This is a genomic window from Halobacillus dabanensis, assembly GCF_900114165.1.
GTDB lineage: Bacteria > Bacillota > Bacilli > Bacillales > Halobacillaceae > Halobacillus > Halobacillus dabanensis.
Map to the genome: position 1 here is coordinate 15,605 of NZ_FOSB01000003.1, position 18,530 is coordinate 34,134.

Consider the following 18,530-nt stretch of genomic DNA (forward strand, 5'->3'; position numbering starts at 1 on the left):
AGCAGCTTTAAGAAAAGCTGCTTTAAGATGTCCTATCTTTTTAAATTAGGATTTTCCTTTTTGGCTTCTTTTACTTCAGATTGTCGATATCCGCCAGCAATATCTGCTTGTTTAAATTCTTTTGGATAAATAACTTCCTGAGCGTCGGATGGTTCCTCCCCATTTCCTCCTATAGGTTGATACTGAGTTTTTTTGGACATAGAGTTCATCCTTTCTATTGGAATTGGGTTATATGCAATACTTACCCTCTATAAAGGGTTGATAAACACGTGCTCTTAGGAAGTACTCCTGTGAAAATCCAATTCGTTTCTTCAGGCTTTTGGTTCACCAATCTCCTCAACTTTAGAAAAAATGAAAGAAATTCCTCTATCCTTCATTTGATAGCACTGCATTGTTGATTTACATAGGTTCTGCCATCTGATTTTGATTACAAATTTGTATAATTGTCATTTTTAAACGGAAAATAGCGGATAAAGGAGGTCATGAAGTATGGATGCAAAACGAGCACAGGAAATCGCTTCTTCTCCCACAATGTCTAATGTCACTCTTAACGGTGGGAAGGTTTATATTGAACATGTAGATCAACAAACTGGTCAAGCTACCGTGCACCCTCTTGATAATCCAGAAAACAAACAAAGTGTTTCCGTGAACGATCTCCTGGAATAGTTGTTGTTGCAGCACCCATTGAGCACTTATATGGGGTGGAAGAAAGAATGAGGTGTTCTTGCTTCATGGAACGATTGAACAGGAGGTGTTTAGATGGGGAAAGACAGGAAAAAGAAGAGGTTGAATGGTGGAGTGAGTGATGAACAAGCGCTAAGGGGAAATTTATCAAGACAATATGATCATGAATTTGCGAATGAACCATTAACGGCAAATGAGAAGCATAACAATAAAAAAACAAAAAAACGGCAGTAAATGTTTGATTTAACTCTTAAGTTGATGGAGGGTCCATTGTATTAAAGGACTGTCCCATAGTCTGCAGAAAGACTAGTGGGACAGTCTTTTTTTAAAAGAAGCGCTGGATTATTGAACCAATTTTAGTCTCCATTTATGAGGGAAACTTGTTTTTCTCTCACTAGACGAGCGGCTTCCACCATGTTCTTCAATGACGCTGTTGTTTCTTCAATTCCCCGTGTCTTTAAACCACAGTCTGGATTAACCCAGAATTGGTGAGGGTCAAGGACTCGCAATGCCCTGGTGATGCTTTTTTCCATCTCCTCTACATTCGGGATACGTGGACTATGGATATCATAGACCCCAAGACCGATCCCTTTGTCATAAGAAAATATTTCGAAGTCAGCAATCAATTCTCCGTGACTACGTGCTGCTTCTATGGATATAACATCGGCATCCAATCGGCTTATGGTATGGATGATATCCCCGAATTCGGAATAACACATATGGGTGTGGACTTGTGTTTCATTTTTCACAGCTGATGTAGATAGTTTGAAGGCATAAACAGCTTCGTCCAGATACTGGGTTTGTTTATTTTTTTTAAGTGGCAAACCTTCTCTTAATGCTGGTTCATCCACCTGAATCATGTGGATTCCGTTTTTCTCCAAATGTTGAACTTCTTTATTCAGAGCTAAGGCAATCTGTTTGGTTACTTCAAATGGACTAATATCTTCACGGACGAACGACCAGTTGAAAATCGTAATCGGTCCTGTAAGCATGCCTTTCACTGGTTTATCTGTAAGCGACTGGGCATAGATTATTTCGTTAACCGTCATCGGTTCCGGAAGATGCACATCACCGTATATAATCGGTGGCTTAACACAGCGGGAACCATAGGATTGGACCCATGCATAGTTTAAGAATGCAAAACCATCTAGTTTTTCACCGAAGTACTCGACCATATCGTTCCGCTCAAATTCTCCGTGCACTAATACATCGAGACCTATTTCTTCTTGGCGATCGATCCATTCGGATGTTTTTGCCTTTATGAAATCTTCGTAAGTCTCCGGTGACTGTAATCCTTTACGGTACCGTGAACGAGCTTGGCGAATCTCGTTCGTTTGTGGCAAGCTTCCAATCGTTGTTGTCGGCAGTAGCGGAAGGTTGAAATAGTCTTGCTGGACTTTTTGGCGTTCTGCAAAAGGAAGATTACGTGTGGGTTCTTTATCATGCCATGTTTCTACTTCAGCTTGCACTTCTGTATTTCTTCGGTGGCTTAATTCCCAAAAACTTTCTAGATTCTTTGTCTGCTTTTCTACATCTGCATCGATGTATTTCCTTCCGTTATTGACCCCATTGGTTAAAAGTGAAATTTCCTCTAATTTTTGATCGGCAAATGCCAGGACTCCTTTTAATGGAGCTTCTACTTCTTCTTCAGAGGAAGTCGTCACAGGCACATGTAAAAGGCTGCAAGAGGGTTGGATGATCAGCTGGTCGTCAGAAACTTTTGAGCGGATGGTTTCTAGCTGATTCCACGTCGCTTTTAAGTCGCTTCGCCATACGTTCCGCCCATTGATAAGGCCGGCTGCGAGTATTTTATTCTTTGGGAATCCGAATTTCTTCAATGAAGCAAGGTTAACGCCGTCATCATGAATGAAATCAAGCCCGATCCCCTGGACAGGAAGAGAGGTGATATCTTCAAAGTGATCAACCGCTTCAAAGTACGTTTGTAAAAGAATTTTAGCTTCAGGACAACCATTGTTTACCTGTTGATATACTTCTTTTAGTTGCTTGAGGTCTGTCTCGGTTAAATTAGTACTAAGAATCGGCTCGTCGATCTGAATCCATTCTGCCCCCGCATTATCCAGTTCCTGCAGCACTTGTATGTATAAGGGGACAAGTGTATCCAGCAAACTTTTGAATTCTTCTTGTTCATACCCTTTAGCAAGCTTTAAAAAGGTAAATGGACCAAGCAAGACGGGTTTAGCGTTAATACCGAGCTTTTCTTTTGCTTCAAGATAGTAGTGAAGCGGACGGTTTTCTGTCAGCTGTGGTTCTGTATCTTCTTCGATTTCAGGTACGATGTAATGGTAATTGGTGTTAAACCATTTAGTCATTTCTGAAGCTATGGCATCTTTATTTCCGCGAGCGATATCAAAGTAGGTCTGAAGGTGACTCTTTTTCTCCGAAGTAAGGAAACGGCGGGGGATGAAACCGAACATGACAGCAGTATCCAACACATGGTCGTAATAGCTGAAGTCTCCGACAGGGATGAGGTCAATGCCCAAATTTTTTTGTTTTTGAAGATCTTTCAAGCGGAGAGTTTCTAATTCTTCAATTAACGCATTTTCTGTTATCTCTTCTTTCCAAAAGCTTTCTAACGCCTTTTTCCATTCACGCTTTTCTCCAATCCTCGGATAACCGATGTTTGAACTGATTGTCTTTTTCCTTTTCATTTCCCATTCCTCCAAGCTCATATTTCAATCCAATAAAAAATCTCTCTTTTCCTACAAGAGAGATGACGAGGTGGACATGGGGGGCAAAAAAACAGACGATCCCTGTATCATGCCAACACGTTCCTATTCCTCGTAGGATAATGTGTGCGTTTCATAGGCAGGTCTCCTGACTCTCGATCTTCACAACTCTGCGTCTTCCCATCCGAAAATAGTGACATCTTTGCAGGTTGCTCCCGATTACAGTGGCGGGACCGTGCCGGATTTTCACCGGGCTTCCCTTTTAAGTGGAACCTGAATAGGTTCAACACCTGTGAAACTACGATATTCCGTTTTTTTCAATAAAAAAACCTCTCCTGTAAGAGAGGTTTCGGTTCGAGAATACCCCTCTTATTTTTCAAAGCTGCTGCTTTGCTGGAATTAGCACCACAATCAAACATTGATCGGTTGCCGGGTTTCATCGGGCCAGTCCCTCCACCACTCTGAATAAGAGATTGTTATTGGATTGATTAAACGCATACTAGCATGGGAGGTGGAAGGTGTCAAATAGGGAATTGATTTTTTGGGGAGCTGATTAGGTGTATTTGGAGTGAGGTGATTTTTGCAATTTTTACTGATATGTTGCAGGGAGAGTGTATGGTCCCAAAAAGTTTTAAGGATTTCATAAGCGTTTTAAAAATTTTTATTCCATACTATTTCTTTTGAAAATGGGGAATTCACCTATAGGACAATGGCCTAAATCTAAAGATTTTTCCAATACATGAGGTTTCAGCTAGACACCATTTGAATTTGTACTCGTACAGAAAAGCACCCTGTAGGGCAGACTTATTTATTGTCTACCCTACAGGGTGCTTGCTGGAGATGGTATGCATTTTCTTTAATAGAAAAAAGTTAGAAATTTGTTTTATCGAGTTCTTTTCCTTGTGACTCGTATCCTTGCATATATTTGATTCGACGTTGAGCGGAGGTAGTGTTCACTTGCTCATCCGCGTGATATGAAGAACGTACCATAGGCCCTGCTTCGCAATGCCTGAACCCTTTTTCAAGGGCAATTTGTTTCAGTTCTTCAAATTCGTCCGGGTGGTAATAGCGTTCTACATTCAAATGCTTTTTCGTAGGTTGAAGATATTGACCGATCGTCATGATATCGACGTTATGAGCAAGAAGGTCATCCATTGCCTGGACGATTTCTTCTTTCGTTTCACCAAGGCCGACCATAATGCTTGATTTTGTTGGTGTGTTCGGGCGGATTTCTTTAACACGGCGTAATAATTCCAGAGAACGGTCATACATAGCTCGGGCTCGAACCTTTTTGGTCAAACGACGTACAGTTTCAATGTTGTGGTTGAAAATATCTGGTTCTCCCTCCATGAGTGTATGCAGACTTTCGTAGTCACCTTTCATATCAGATGGAAGGATCTCTACTGTACATCCAGGTACACGACGGCGAATGGCTTTAACTGTTTCAGCAAACACAGCTGCCCCACCATCATTCAAGTCATCACGAGCAACTGCTGTAACGACAACGTGTTTCAGTCCCATGATTTCTACAGATTCTGCGACACGTTCTGGCTCTCCCCAGTCAAGTTCATTAGGTAAACCGGTTTTCACTGCACAGAAGCGGCAACCACGTGTACACGTATCACCAAGGATCATAAACGTAGCGGTTTTACGTTCACTCCAACATTCATGGATGTTCGGGCAGCGTGCCTCTTCACAAACCGTGTTGAGTTTTTTATCGCGCATCAGTTTTTTCAAGCCTGTATAGGATTTGTTTGTGTTGATTTTAATTTTTAACCATTCCGGCTTTCTTATGTAATCTTGGTTTTTGGCCAATTTTTTCACTCCTTATTAATTATCGAGAGTAGTTCCATTCATCATTTTGATAACGTTCTGCAGCTATTCGTTCTACTTCCGACCATTGTTCTTGGGAGAGTTCGAATGGTTCTAATTCGATGTTCAGACCTTTCTCGAATCCCTTTTTAAATGCATCCTTCGTTTCATCAAAAGTGATAGGGGACTCAGCAATTTGGTTGATTGCAACAGCTTTGTTACTGAAAGCTTTCCGTGCACGTTCTTTAATTCGTTCATTTTTATAGATGAACATATCGAAAAGTTTTACATCATCGACATCAATGGGAATGGAACCATGTTGTAAAATGATCCCCTTCTTCCTCGTTTGAGCACTTCCCGCTGCCTTTTTTCCTTCGACAATGAGTTCATACCATGAGGGTTCTTCAAAACAGACCGCAGAGCCTTCCACGTCTAATTTACCTTCTGGAACAGCAAATTCTGCGTGTATGCCCAGATTCGTAAAACCTTCTAGTAATCCTTTGGAGATAACGAGATAGGCTTCTTTTACCGAAGCGGGCATGTCCGGATGATCTTCTGAGATAATAACACTATATGTGAGTTCGTTGTCATGTAGGACAGCCCGTCCTCCTGTCTGACGCCGAACAAGTTCATATCCATGTTTTTGGACACCTTCCAAATCAATTTTCCCTTTTACCTTCTGAAAATATCCTACCGAGAGACCCGCAGGCTGCCATCCGTAAAAACGAAGTACGGGAGGGATGTCGCCCTGGCGGTGCCATTTCATCAAGGCCTCGTCCAATGCCATATTAATGGCAGGGGTGCAGTGACCTGAATCGACAAAGTACCATTTTTCCATATGCAGTCCTTCTTTCTTTTGTGGAGCACTTTACCCAATTAAAATATTCAAAACAATTCTAACAAGGGTCTATGATCGTGTCAAAATTTACTAGCAAAGTAAAATAAGACATTTTTTGCTTAATTAGGACTACTTGCTCATAGCGAGGCTTAGACATACATCAGGTGTTTTTTGCTTTATAATAAAGAAAAGGGGGATCATCATGAATCAAACATTAATTTCCAGTATCCTTTTCTTGGTCAGTGCAGCCATCTGGGCTCTGCTTGCTATCTTTTATGATGACTTTCGTTGGCTGAACTTATTTCTATTTGTTGCTTTTCTAGTGATGGGATTGTCAAAAAGGCGCAGGTATATACAAGAAAAGGACTATGAAGAGGACTGAGCTGGAAAGCTGTCCTCTTTTTTTGGAAGCACATTTATGGCATGAACAGCAAAAAAGGGCATAGGGTTGTACAGAGGGTGTATTTATCCCCTCCTGAAACTAAGACGTGATAACAAGCCGTTTTGTCCAGCTCCGACACCTGGATGCTCGAGACATAATGTGCTGCGTGAAGAAGAACACTTCACTACGCACCTTGTCTTATGCTTGTCGCATCACCCCAGGTGTCTCCGCATTTCGCTTCATAGTCCAGTTGCAGCGGCCAGACACTCGAGATCATAAGTCAACCGTCTCTGTGGTGTAAGATCGCACCACTGAGCCGTTTGTCTTATGCTTGTCGTGTCTACCAGGCCGCTTCCACATTTCTGTAGTTGTGTCCAGCTCCGACACCTAGATGCTCGAGACATAAGCCAATGTGCTGCGTGAAGAAGAACACTTCACTACGTACCTTGTCTTATGCTTGTCGCATCTCCCAAGGTGTCTCCGCATTTCGCTTCATAGTCCAGTTGCAGCGGCCAGACACTCGAGATCATAAGTCAACCGCCTCCGTGGTGGAAAAGCACACCACTGCGCCGTTTGTCTTATGCTTGTCGTGTCTACCAGGCCGCTTCCACATTTCTAATTTACACATGTTTTACATTAGCCAGGCATAGGATGTATTAAAATTCGTCTCTTACGACGGGGGAGGTCGCGAAGTGGACATTTTAAAGAAAATACAAGACCACCGGGAACATGAAGAAGAACTTAAGTGGGAAGGTACGTTCGCAGAATACCTGGATCTATTGAAAGAGCGTCCGTATTTAGCTCAATCCGCCCATTCCCGCGTTTATAATATGATTAAGAGTGCGGGGGTTGTAGAGGAGCACGATCATAAGCGGTATAAGTTTTTTGATGAGGATATTTATGGGCTTGATGAGGCGATGGAGAAGCTTGTGGAAGAGTATTTCCACCCTGCTGCTAGAAGGTTGGATGTCAGAAAACGTATCCTTTTATTAATGGGACCGGTAAGTGGTGGTAAGTCAACACTTGTAAACATGCTTAAACGAGGGATGGAAAAGTACACACATACGGATGAGGGAGCGGTTTTTGCTATTAAAGGTTGTCCGATGCACGAGGATCCTTTACATCTCGTCCCTAATCACTTGCGTAAAGATTTCCAGGAGGACTATGGAATCCGTATTGAAGGTAGTCTTTCCCCATTGAATACGATGAGGGTGGAAACAGAGTATGGTGGCAGGATTGAAGATGTTTTGGTTGAACGGGTATTTTTCTCAGAGGATAAGCGTACAGGCATTGGTACCTTCAGTCCGTCAGACCCGAAATCCCAAGATATAGCTGATTTAACAGGTTCTATTGATTTCTCGACGATTGCTCAATATGGTTCGGAATCTGATCCGCGTGCCTATCGTTTTGATGGGGAATTGAATAAAGCGAACCGTGGGATCATGGAGTTTCAGGAAATGCTGAAATGTGATGAGAAGTTTCTCTGGCACTTGCTCAGTTTGACGCAGGAAGGGAACTTCAAGGCAGGTCGATTCGCTCTCATATCAGCAGACGAACTGATAATCGCTCATACGAACGAAGCGGAGTATCGTTCTTTCATTGCCAACAAGAAAAATGAGGCTTTGCACTCGCGTATGATTGTCATGCCTGTTCCTTATAACTTGAAGGTTAGTCAGGAAGAGCGAATCTATGAAAAAATGATCCGTGAGAGTGATATTCGTGATGTGCATATTGCACCACATACACTTAGGGTTGCGGCAATGTTTACTATTTTGACACGTTTGAAAGATTCGAAGAAAGCGTCTGTCGATGTACTTAAGAAAATGCGTCTGTATGATGGTGAAATTTTAGAAGGTTTCAGTGATGTCGATGTGGAGGAGTTGAAGAAAGAGCATTCAGATGAAGGGATGAGTGGCATCGATCCCCGCTATGTGATCAATCGTATCTCCTCAACCATCATCAAAAAAGAATTAACATCTATCAATGCTCTTGATGTGTTACGTTCCCTTAAGGACGGCCTAGGAAGCCATGCGTCCATTTCCAGTGAAGATAAAGATCGCTATCTTGATTTTATTTCTTTAGCGAGAAAAGAGTACGATGAAATAGCTAAGAAAGAAGTGCAGAAGGCCTTCGTTTATTCCTATGAAGAGTCTGCTGTCACACTGATGGATAACTATTTAGATAACGTTGAAGCTTATTGTAATAAAGCGAAACTAAGAGATCCATTAACTGGAGAAGAATTGAACCCTGATGAACGTCTCATGCGTTCCATAGAAGAACAAATCGGTGTTTCTGAGAACGCGAAAAAAGCTTTCCGGGAAGAAATTTTAATTAGAATTTCTGCTTATGCCCGTAAAGGTAAGAAGTTCGATTATCAATCTCACGAGCGATTGCGAGAAGCAATTCAGAAGAAACTTTTCGCAGACCTTAAAGACGTCGTGAAAATCACAACCTCAACGAAAACACCTGATGAACAACAATTGAAAAAAATCAATGAAGTGGTTGCTACCCTTATTGATGAACATGGCTATAATTCTAGTTCTGCCAATGAATTACTTAAATATGTGGGAAGCCTATTGAATAGGTAAAGAGCCACGATAAACCGCCTTCTTAATTAAGAGGGCGGTTTTGTTGTTGTGGTGTTTCATCACCTTTCAATGGCCTCGATTGATATAAGGAATGACTTTATCCGTTATATAAATAATGAGATTCGTTTTCAAAAACAACATGGAAATGGCTGCATCGTTGCAAAGATGAATTCCCTTACGGATAAAAATATTATTATGAATTTTTACGAAGCTTCTCAAGCAGGCGTGCAAGTTGACTTGATTGCAAGGGGAATCTGTTGCCTTCGTCCGGGTATCCAAGGATTCAGTGATAATATTGGTGTGATTAGTATTGTCGGTCGCTTCCTGGAGCACAGCAGAATTTATTATTTCCACCATAACGGAGATGATCGCGTCTTTTTGTCTTCTGCTGAATTGATGACAAGAAACATGGTCAAGCGTGTAGAGCTTTTATTCCCGGCAGCGTCAAAGCGGGAGAACAAAAAAATGACGGGTCATATGAATATGTCAAGCGCACGGAAAACCCCAACCGATCAATAGTCAAATGAAACTTTATGAGATGGCTTACCGTGCTTTAGAGGATGATGAATAACAAAGAAATATCACTTTAGTGGTAAAAAGTGAAAAAGACGTACCCAATGGTGCGTCTTTCTTGTTATAATGAATTTGGTACTTCATTGAAAAAAAAAGCGAAATTTGTTGAATACGGAAGCGTTTCAATTCTATAATAGTACATGGACTTGGAAACGTTTTCGAGGTAACATTAGCCAACAACTACTTGGGGGTATTCTACGTGTCTAAACAAGGCTCCACTCAAAACTTTTGGGAAAATTTCCATGGCCCCAACATGGGGTACATTGAAGAACAATTTGAACAATATGAAAACGATCCTAGTGCTGTCGATCCTTCACTGAAGGAAATATTCGATGAGCACGGGGCTCCTGATTGGATGGGAAGCGGATCGGCCGAACAATCGAATGGCCAAGCTGCACCTTCCGAAGGAGACATTGCTAAAATCACCTCAGCGTTGAAACTTGTTGAGGCTATTCGTCGTCATGGTCACCTACAAGCGAATATTTATGCTGTTGGAAGCGAAGAGCGACCTACGACCAATTTGCTTGACTTAGAAACTTACGGACTAAAAGAAAGTGATTTGAAAGGGATTCCAGCTGAATGGGTGTGGCCAGATGCTCCTGTGAAACTGGATAATGCCTTGCAAGTAGTCGAAACATTAAAAGAAAGGTATGCAGGTACCATTTCTTTTGAATTTGGTCATGTCAACAACGAAGATGAAAGGAAATGGTTGCAAGAAAAAGTGGACACAGGATCTTATCAAGTGTCTCTGACTGATCAAGAAAAGAAACAATTGCTTTATCGCCTAGCGGAAGTGGAAGGCTTTGAGAACTTCTTGGCAAAGACTTTCGTAGCACAGAAGCGGTTTTCAATAGAAGGCCTGGATGTCATGGTGCCGATGCTTGATCATATTATTCAGGCAGCATCAGGAGACAGAATTAAACATATCATGATGGGCATGGCCCACCGTGGGCGTTTGAACGTACTGGCCCATATTCTGGGTAAACCATATGATCGTATTTTTTCAGAGTTCCATCATTCACCTGATAAGGAACTTGTACCTTCCGAAGGCTCAATGGGCATTAATTATGGCTGGACTGGTGATGTGAAATATCACTTTGGAGCTAGAAGGGAAATTGAAAATGGAGAACAAAAAGCTACTCGCGTGACACTGAGTCACAACCCATCTCACTTGGAATATGTAAATCCAGTAGTGGAAGGTTTCACCCGTGCAGCCCAGGATGATCGTACAGAGCCGGGTTATGCAAAAATGGATGAAGATGAAGCTTTCGGGCTTTTGATTCACGGGGATGCAGCTTTTATTGGGGAAGGTGTGGTAGCTGAAACGCTTAATATGAGTGACCTGCCTGGTTATCGAACAGGTGGAACAGTGCACATCATTGCCAATAACCTGGTCGGATTCACGACGAATCGTAAAGATGGTCGTTCAACAAGATATGCTAGCGATCTTGCTAAAGGCTTTGAGATTCCCGTATTACATGTGAATGCAGATGATCCGATTGCATGTCTTTCTGCTATGTCTCTAGCATATGAATACCGTCAGAAATTCCATAAAGACTTTCTGGTTGATTTAGTGGGTTATCGTCGTTTCGGTCACAACGAAATGGATGAACCGAGAGCTACACAACCAAAATTATATAAAGAAATCGATGAGCATCTGACAGTGGCAGCTGTTTTTGAGAAACAACTACAGCAGACTTCTATAGTTGGAGAAGGAGCTCTTGAGGACATAAAAGAAGAAATTGAAAAGAAACTTAAAGACATCTATACGAACATGAACGAGCATACATCTGCATCACCGGATGTCAAAGATCGCCCTAGTGGAGTCGAACGGGATTTGGATGAAATCGATACAGCGATCGAGTTAGACCGTCTCAGAGGTTTGAATGAAGGCATGTTGAAGCGACCGGAAGGATTTAATGGTTTTAAGAAGCTTGAGAAGATTCTTCAGCGTCGCGGTAAAATGCTGGAAGAGGGGCAAAAGGTCGATTGGGCAACAGCTGAGGCTCTGGCTTTTGCTTCCATTCTTGAAGATGGAAAACCAATCCGTATTACTGGGCAAGACACAGAACGTGGAACCTTTGCTCACCGTCATCTAGTTCTTCATGATGTAGAAACAGGAGAGACCTACTGTCCGTTACATGGATTAGAACAAGCCGATGCTTCATTCGATATCCATAACAGTCCATTATCAGAGGCTGGAGTAATCGGGTTTGAATATGGATACAGTGTCCAAGCTCCGGAAGGCCTAGTCATTTGGGAGGCTCAATTCGGCGATTTCGCCAATGCTGGTCAAGTCATTTTCGACCAATTCGTTTCTGCTGGGCGTGCAAAATGGGGAGAAAAATCAAACATGGTGTTCTTGTTGCCTCACGGATATGAAGGGCAAGGACCAGAGCACTCCAGTGCCCGTCTAGAAAGATTTTTGCAATTGGCAGCAGAAAATAACTGGACGGTTGCAAATGTGACTTCTTCCGCACAGTACTTCCATTTATTGAGAAGACAAGCAGCTATCAGTAATCAAGAGGAAGCTCGCCCGCTCGTCTTAATGACACCTAAGAGTCTACTACGAAATCAACGAGTAGCTGTTCCTGGTGAGCAGTTCAGTGAAGGACGTTTCCAGCCGGTTATGAAGCAACCGATCCTTTCGGAAGACAAGGACAAAGAAAAAGTGAAATCCTTGCTTTTGGGAAGCGGTAAAATTATGGTGGACATTGAAGATACCATTGATGGTTCGGACAAGTCTTTCGAGTCCATTGATGCTGTCAGGATTGAACAAATCTATCCATTCCCAGAAAAACAATTAGCTGAAATATTAGAAACTTACCCTAATTTAGAAGAGTTAGTCTGGGTACAGGAAGAACCACAAAACATGGGAAGCTGGTATTTCGTAGAAGGAATTTTGCACAAGCTGTTGAAAGAAGGTCAGATCCACCGCTATGTAGGCCGTCCGCATCGTGCATCCCCTTCTGTCGGAGAACCAAACATTCATAAAACAGAGCAGAATCGAATCATTCATGAAGCGCTACAGATGTCTAAAGGAGGAGAAACAAATGAAGGAAATTAAGGTTCCTGAATTAGCTGAATCCATTACAGAAGGTACAATCGCAGAGTGGCTGGTCAATAAGGGAGATCAAGTCGAGAAAGGCGATCCCATTCTTGAACTTGAGACGGACAAAGTAAACGTAGAAGTGAATGCTGATGCTAGTGGTATCATTGCTGAACTATTGAAAGACGAAGGGGATGACGTAGAAGTAGGTGACGTAATCGCTAAAGTCGATGAAAACGGGGAAGCATCTGGCTCTGATGGGGACGACACTTCAGGCGAGGAAGAGTCAAAAGAAGATGATTCTAATAAAGAAAAAGAAGAATCTAAACCAGAACAAAAACAAGATTCTTCCGATGCTCAGTCACAAGAACCTTCTAAAAAAGATACTAAAGATGTGGTGGCGACACCTGCAGCACGTAAGCGGGCGCGGGAACTCGGAATTGATTTGAGTGAAATTTCCGCACGCGATCCACTTGGTCGTATCCGTCCGGAAGATGTTGATGCAGCTGCAAAAGGTAATCAGAAAGAACAATCAAAACCCTCTTCAAAATCTTCTTCTTCTGATGACAAATCGAAGAAACAAGAGAAGAAAAAGGAAGAGCCTAAAAAGACAGAATTTGATAAGCCAGTCGAGCGTATCAAAATGTCACGCCGTCGTCAGACGATTGCGAAGCGTCTTGTGGAAGCACAGCAAGAATCAGCTATGTTGACGACATTCAACGAAGTAGATATGACAAATGTTATGAAGCTTCGTAGTGAGCGTAAAGAATCCTTCCAGAAAAAACATGATATCAAACTTGGTTTTATGTCCTTTTTCACAAAAGCAGCCGTTGGTGCACTGAAAGAATTCCCATTAATCAACGCAGAAATCCAAGGTAACGAAATCATTCAGAAGAAATTTTATGATATCGGGATGGCTGTTTCCACGGATGAGGGGCTAGTGGTGCCGGTTGTGCGTGATGCAGACCGTTTGGACTTTGCGGGTATTGAAAAAGGGATTGCTGATTTGGCGACAAAAGCCCGAAATAAAGAGCTACAGTTAGATGACCTTCAAGGTGGTTCCTTCACTATTACTAATGGTGGGATTTTCGGATCCATGCTTTCTACACCGATTCTAAATTCCCCACAAGTCGGTATCCTGGGGCTTCATAATATCGAAAAACGCCCGAAAGTAATGCCGGATGATTCTATCCAGGCGCGCCCGATGATGTATATAGCTCTTTCTTATGATCACCGGATTGTCGATGGAAAAGAAGCGGTGCAATTTTTACGCAGAATCAAAGAGATGATTGAGGATCCATACGATTTATTGCTCGAAGGTTAATTCCGAAGCCCTTCTTCCACTAAAATGAGTGGAAGAGGGGTTTTTTATGTTACTTATCCTGATTACATACTATCTGGATATTGTGTGAGTTAAGGTGTTTCGGCAACGGACCTTGACTAGTGTCTTCCCCTCCCGTCACCACGGTGTATCGAAGCTGAAAGTTAAAGATAAGGGAGTGTCATGGGGGTTACATTTACTATTAATTAATTTGTGAAAAGGTAGACAAAGCTAGGCGAAATACACAAATAATCCATACATATCTCAATATCTTTCATCCATTTCATTGGACCTGCATACGATAGAGTAATACTCGATTAGGAGGGAATTACATGGATGAAGAGATGAGTTTTGTAATCGCCGAAGACGACTGGTCCCTCCATCGGAAAGGCTACGACGATCAGCGGCGACATCAAGAAAAAGTGAAAGACGCAATGAGTAAACAATTGCCTGACCTCATTACCGAAGAAAATATTGTGATGTCGAATGGAAAGCGTGTCGTTAAGATTCCTATACGTTCACTTGATGAATATAAAATCCGTTATAATCATGAGAAGAATAAACATGCAGGACAAGGAGAAGGAGACAGTGAGGTCGGTGACGTAGTTGCGCAAGCGCCGCAACCCTCTAAAGGGAAGCCAGGCGATGGAGATGGTGCTGGCGATCAAGCAGGCGAAGATTATTATGAAGCAGAAATTTCTTTAGCAGAGTTGGAGGAAGCTTTGTTCAAAGAATTGACGTTACCGAATTTAGATGAAAAGGAAAAGGATAATATTATCCACACAGATATTGAATTTAGTGATATTAGAAAAACTGGTTTGACAGGTAACATCGACAAAAAACGAACGATGCTGGAAGCCTATAAAAGGAATGCATTAGGAGGAGAAGCTTCTTTTGCTCCTATCTATCCAGAAGACATCCGCTTTAAAACGTGGAACGAAAAGACGAAACCTGAGTCGAAGGCCGTTGTCATAGCCATGATGGATACGAGTGGGTCCATGGGCCAATGGGAAAAATATATGGCAAGAAGTTTCTTCTTTTGGATGACAAGATTCTTAAATAGAAATTATGAAACAGTGGAAATTGAATTCGTAGCCCACCATACCCAAGCGAAAGTGGTAAGTGAGGATGATTTCTTTTCTAAAGGGGAAAGTGGGGGTACCATTTGCTCATCCGCTTACAGGAAGGCTTTGGAATTGATTGAAACGAAGTATTCACCGGAACGTTACAACATCTACCCATTCCATTTCTCAGATGGCGATAATTTAACATCTGATAACAAAAGATGCCTCGGATTAATTGAACAACTCATTGAAGTGTCACAAATGTTCGGTTACGGAGAGGTTAATCAATATAATCGTTCTTCCAGTTTGATGCAAGCTTATAAATCCATTGAACATCCGAAATTTCGCTACTATATTTTACGAAGAAAAGCGGATGTGTTCCATGCAATGAAACAGTTCTTTAGTGAACAGGTGGAAGAGATGCTAAGCTGATGTTACCAGAGCCAAGTGACATCTTGTTGCTTGGCTTTTTTTGTGGTCTTTAAGAATGGACAAGTAATTTGAATACAAAACTATCCCTTTCCCTTGTTATAATAATAGGATCAAGAAGGTAAAAGGAGTCCATTCTATGATTCAAGAAATATTAGAGTCCAATCAGTTTATCATGCTGATGGCTTTATTGCTCATTGTTAGTATCATCGTTACAAAATTTTCATCAAGATTAGGGGTCCCATCCCTTGTTTTATTTATTGCAGTAGGCATGCTGGTCGGAAATGATGGATTAGGGTTTATTTACTTCGACAACCCGGAAATTGCGCAGCTTGTTGGTGTCATCGCTTTAATTATAATACTGTTTGAAGGCGGAATGTTAACTAAGTGGAAAGATATTCGTCCAGTGGTTGCCCCTTCGATCACACTTGCTACAGTTGGAGTGGTCTTGACAACACTTCTCGTAGCCGTCGCTGCTAAATTTATTTTACATATTGGTTGGATTGAAGCATTTTTAGTTGGTTCGATTGTCGGTTCCACTGATGCGGCAGCCGTTTTCGCTGTATTGAAAGGTAAAAATGTCCGTGGGAAACTAGAAGCCACCCTAGAAGCGGAATCTGGTACGAATGATCCGATGGCCGTGTTTTTGACAATTACGTTCATTCAGCTCCTCACACTCGATCAAATGAATGTGTGGGGGATGGTTGGATCATTCTTCTGGCAGATGGGAGCTGGATTTGCTGTAGGAGCAGTCATTGGATACTTAGCGAGCCTTTCCTTGAACCGTATCAATTTAGACTCGAGTGGTCTCTATCCACTCTATGCTTTAGGGTTTGCGTTTCTTTCCTACAGTTCCAGTTCTCTTTTACAAGCTAGTGGATTGTTAGCTGTTTATGTGACGGCTGTATTCATAGGAAACGCTGAACTTGCTTACCGCTATTCCATCTTGCGTTTTCATGAAGGTTTCGGCTGGATGGCGCAAATTTTAATGTTTATTATTCTTGGGTTGTTTGTTTCTCCACAAGAAGTATTTACCTGGTCGATCATGTTGGATGGTCTCCTGATTGCAATTGTGCTTATATTTATAGCGAGACCGGTCGCCATCATAATAAGTTTGGCGGGGTTCTCATTCGAATGGAAAGAGAAGCTGTTTCTGTCCTGGGCTGGTTTGCGAGGAGCGGTACCGATTGTACTCGCCATCTTTCCGATGCTTGCAGGAATTGAAAATAGTCAACTGATCTTTAATGTCGTCTTCTTTACTGTGTTGACTTCTGCACTTGTGCAAGGATCATCGATTACTTGGGTAGCAGAACGATTCCGACTTGTTTCAGATAAGCTCGGTAATCCGATTCATTCTCTAGAACTCATTTCTATTGGTAAAGCGAATGTAGAAATGATTGAGTTTGATGTAACAGAAAAAAATGTAGTAGTAGGACAAACGCTTGAAAATATGGAACTCCCTGACCGGGCTTTGATTAATGCGATTATTAGAGATGGTGATGTAATCACGCCTTACGGACAAACAGAAATCAAAGCAGGAGATACATTATATATCCTCGTTGCAAGGAAAAATAAGAAGGAAGTGAAGAAGCTGTTAGAAGCGATTAAGGAAGAGGAAGTTGAACACGAAAAAAGCCGAGCTTAAGGCAGCTCGGCTTTTCTCGTAGCAGCTATGATATTTTGGGCGTTTCTTTATGATATGAAGAATACAGTTATTATTATAGGCAATGCATCGGCGTTTGTAAACCTTTTCTAGAAAAAACATGCAATATTAACTAGAGATCTGCGAGAACGACAATAATGAATTGTGCCTTCGACAATCTTCCTATACAATAAGAGACACCAAGGAGGGATGTACGGTGAATAAACGTATTGGTTTCATTGGCTGTGGCCAAATGGGAAGAGCTATGATTCAAGGCATGATTGATGCTGGCCTTGTTAAAGCAGAGGATATCGCTGCTACCGCATTATCTGATGAAACGATAGATTTTGTGACAGATGAATATGGGATTCAAATTTCCAATGATAATAAACGCTTGGCCAGGGAAAGTGACTTGCTATTTCTAGCCATCAAGCCATATGTATACCAGGGGGTCATCCAGGAAATCAAAGATGAAGTGCGGGATGATACTGTTGTTGTTACAATAGCGGCTGGAATTACGTTGGATGCTATGAAAGAAGCCTTTGGAAGAAATGTGAAAGTCATTCGTTCCATGCCAAACACTCCATCCCTTGTCGGGGCTGGAATGAGCGTCCTTTGTCCGAATGACTTCGTTGCAAATCAAGAACTAGCAGAAGTGATGGAAGTGTTCGAAAGTTTTGGAGAAGCAGAGGTTGTAGAAGAGAAGTTGATGGACGCCGTTCCGTCCGTGAGTGGTTCTTCTCCTGCGTTTATTTATATGCTGATAGAAGCGATGGCTGATACCGCGGTGCAACAGGGGTTTCCTCGTGAAAAAGCATATAAAATTGTTTCTCAAGCTGTCGAAGGAGCTGCCAAAATGGTAAAAGAAACAGGAAAACATCCTGGAGAATTGAAAGACGCGGTGTGTACACCTGGAGGTACGACAATCTCAGGTGTGACGAAGCTTGAAGAGGTAGGGTTTCGAAATGCGATTATTCAAGGGATGACTGCTTGTACGGATAGGTCGAAAGAACTTTCTCAAGGAAAGAAGTGATCACAAGAGCCGGGCCGCCATGTCCGGCTCATTTCTTTACACTTTGTTCCTATTCCTCTATATGGCAGTATTCTTGAAGGTTCGATTTCGAGGCTTTTGATGTGAATAAAGGTCGGTGGGGGATAAGTCGCTTTCCGCGGGGAAGACGGCAAGTCTCCTCGGTCACTTCATGACCTGTGGGGTCTCGCCAGTCTATCCTTTACCGCAGGAGTCTCCTCATCCCCCACCTCCCATTGCCGTAAGAATTGCTCTAAATCGCCTAACAAACCCAGTCATGAGTAGATGGAGAATAGCAGTTCAGGCCCAATCTTACAGCATTCCCATCTACATCCTTCCCCCCTTACTTGAAGTGGGTTTCGAGTATCATTCTATCATATGGTGTCAGGGAAAACGGGGAGACTCCTGTGGGATGCACATGATAGGTGAGA

14 protein-coding genes and 2 riboswitches are annotated in these 18,530 nt (G+C 42.2%); of the genes, 10 read left to right on the plus strand and 4 right to left on the minus strand.

Annotated features, from left to right (window positions below; all coding sequences use genetic code 11):
- Positions 1-32: 32 nt before the first annotated feature.
- Positions 33-200, minus strand: a complete 168-nt coding sequence (locus BMZ58_RS20775) for a YfhE family protein (RefSeq protein ID WP_139207300.1) — start codon at positions 198-200, stop codon at positions 33-35.
- A gap of 289 nt (positions 201-489) precedes the next feature.
- Here BMZ58_RS20775 and BMZ58_RS06040 point away from each other — a divergent pair, with 289 nt between their 5' ends.
- Both BMZ58_RS06040 and sspO read left to right on the plus strand, forming a co-directional pair.
- Complete coding sequence (locus BMZ58_RS06040; RefSeq protein WP_075035662.1) at positions 490-666, plus strand: small acid-soluble spore protein H; 177 nt, start codon at positions 490-492, stop codon at positions 664-666.
- A gap of 93 nt (positions 667-759) precedes the next feature.
- A complete protein-coding gene (sspO, locus tag BMZ58_RS06045) occupies positions 760-918 on the plus strand; it encodes a small acid-soluble spore protein O (RefSeq protein ID WP_075035663.1) in 159 nt (52 codons plus the stop codon).
- 122 nt (positions 919-1,040) lie between these two features.
- Here the strand turns inward: sspO and metE are convergent, their stop codons facing one another.
- From metE to BMZ58_RS06060, 3 genes are all read right to left on the minus strand, one after another.
- Entirely contained in the window at positions 1,041-3,353 is a 2,313-nt protein-coding gene (gene metE / locus BMZ58_RS06050) for a 5-methyltetrahydropteroyltriglutamate--homocysteine S-methyltransferase (RefSeq protein ID WP_075035664.1), read from the minus strand.
- Between the two features lie 139 nt (positions 3,354-3,492).
- Positions 3,493-3,680: riboswitch (cobalamin riboswitch) on the minus strand.
- A 57-nt stretch (positions 3,681-3,737) separates the two neighbouring features.
- Positions 3,738-3,843, minus strand: a riboswitch (SAM riboswitch).
- A 398-nt stretch (positions 3,844-4,241) separates the two neighbouring features.
- On the minus strand, positions 4,242-5,186 hold the full coding sequence (gene lipA, locus BMZ58_RS06055; RefSeq protein ID WP_075035665.1) for a lipoyl synthase: 945 nt from the start codon (positions 5,184-5,186) through the stop codon (positions 4,242-4,244).
- A gap of 19 nt (positions 5,187-5,205) precedes the next feature.
- A complete protein-coding gene (locus tag BMZ58_RS06060) occupies positions 5,206-6,021 on the minus strand; it encodes a lipoate--protein ligase family protein (protein ID WP_075035666.1) in 816 nt (271 codons plus the stop codon).
- Between the two features lie 202 nt (positions 6,022-6,223).
- Here BMZ58_RS06060 and BMZ58_RS06065 point away from each other — a divergent pair, with 202 nt between their 5' ends.
- From BMZ58_RS06065 to proC, 8 genes are all read left to right on the plus strand, one after another.
- Positions 6,224-6,403, plus strand: a complete 180-nt coding sequence (locus BMZ58_RS06065) for a hypothetical protein (protein WP_075035667.1) — start codon at positions 6,224-6,226, stop codon at positions 6,401-6,403.
- A gap of 692 nt (positions 6,404-7,095) precedes the next feature.
- Positions 7,096-8,991, plus strand: coding sequence for a PrkA family serine protein kinase (locus BMZ58_RS06070; RefSeq protein WP_075035668.1), 1,896 nt, complete (start codon positions 7,096-7,098; stop codon positions 8,989-8,991).
- Between the two features lie 69 nt (positions 8,992-9,060).
- Positions 9,061-9,510: a phospholipase D-like domain-containing protein gene (locus tag BMZ58_RS06075; protein ID WP_425268648.1), complete on the plus strand. Its 450-nt coding sequence runs from the start codon at positions 9,061-9,063 to the stop codon at positions 9,508-9,510.
- 253 nt (positions 9,511-9,763) lie between these two features.
- Entirely contained in the window at positions 9,764-12,631 is a 2,868-nt protein-coding gene (locus BMZ58_RS06080) for a 2-oxoglutarate dehydrogenase E1 component (RefSeq protein WP_075035670.1), read from the plus strand.
- Positions 12,618-13,937, plus strand: a complete 1,320-nt coding sequence (gene odhB / locus BMZ58_RS06085) for a 2-oxoglutarate dehydrogenase complex dihydrolipoyllysine-residue succinyltransferase (protein WP_075035671.1) — start codon at positions 12,618-12,620, stop codon at positions 13,935-13,937. The genes BMZ58_RS06080 and odhB overlap by 14 nt, the downstream gene beginning before the upstream one ends.
- A gap of 329 nt (positions 13,938-14,266) precedes the next feature.
- Entirely contained in the window at positions 14,267-15,430 is a 1,164-nt protein-coding gene (gene yhbH, locus BMZ58_RS06090) for a sporulation protein YhbH (protein ID WP_075035672.1), read from the plus strand.
- 136 nt (positions 15,431-15,566) lie between these two features.
- On the plus strand, positions 15,567-17,072 hold the full coding sequence (locus BMZ58_RS06095; RefSeq protein WP_075035673.1) for a potassium/proton antiporter: 1,506 nt from the start codon (positions 15,567-15,569) through the stop codon (positions 17,070-17,072).
- A 214-nt stretch (positions 17,073-17,286) separates the two neighbouring features.
- Positions 17,287-18,102, plus strand: coding sequence for a pyrroline-5-carboxylate reductase (proC, locus tag BMZ58_RS06100; RefSeq protein WP_075035674.1), 816 nt, complete (start codon positions 17,287-17,289; stop codon positions 18,100-18,102).
- Positions 18,103-18,530 lie beyond the last annotated feature (428 nt).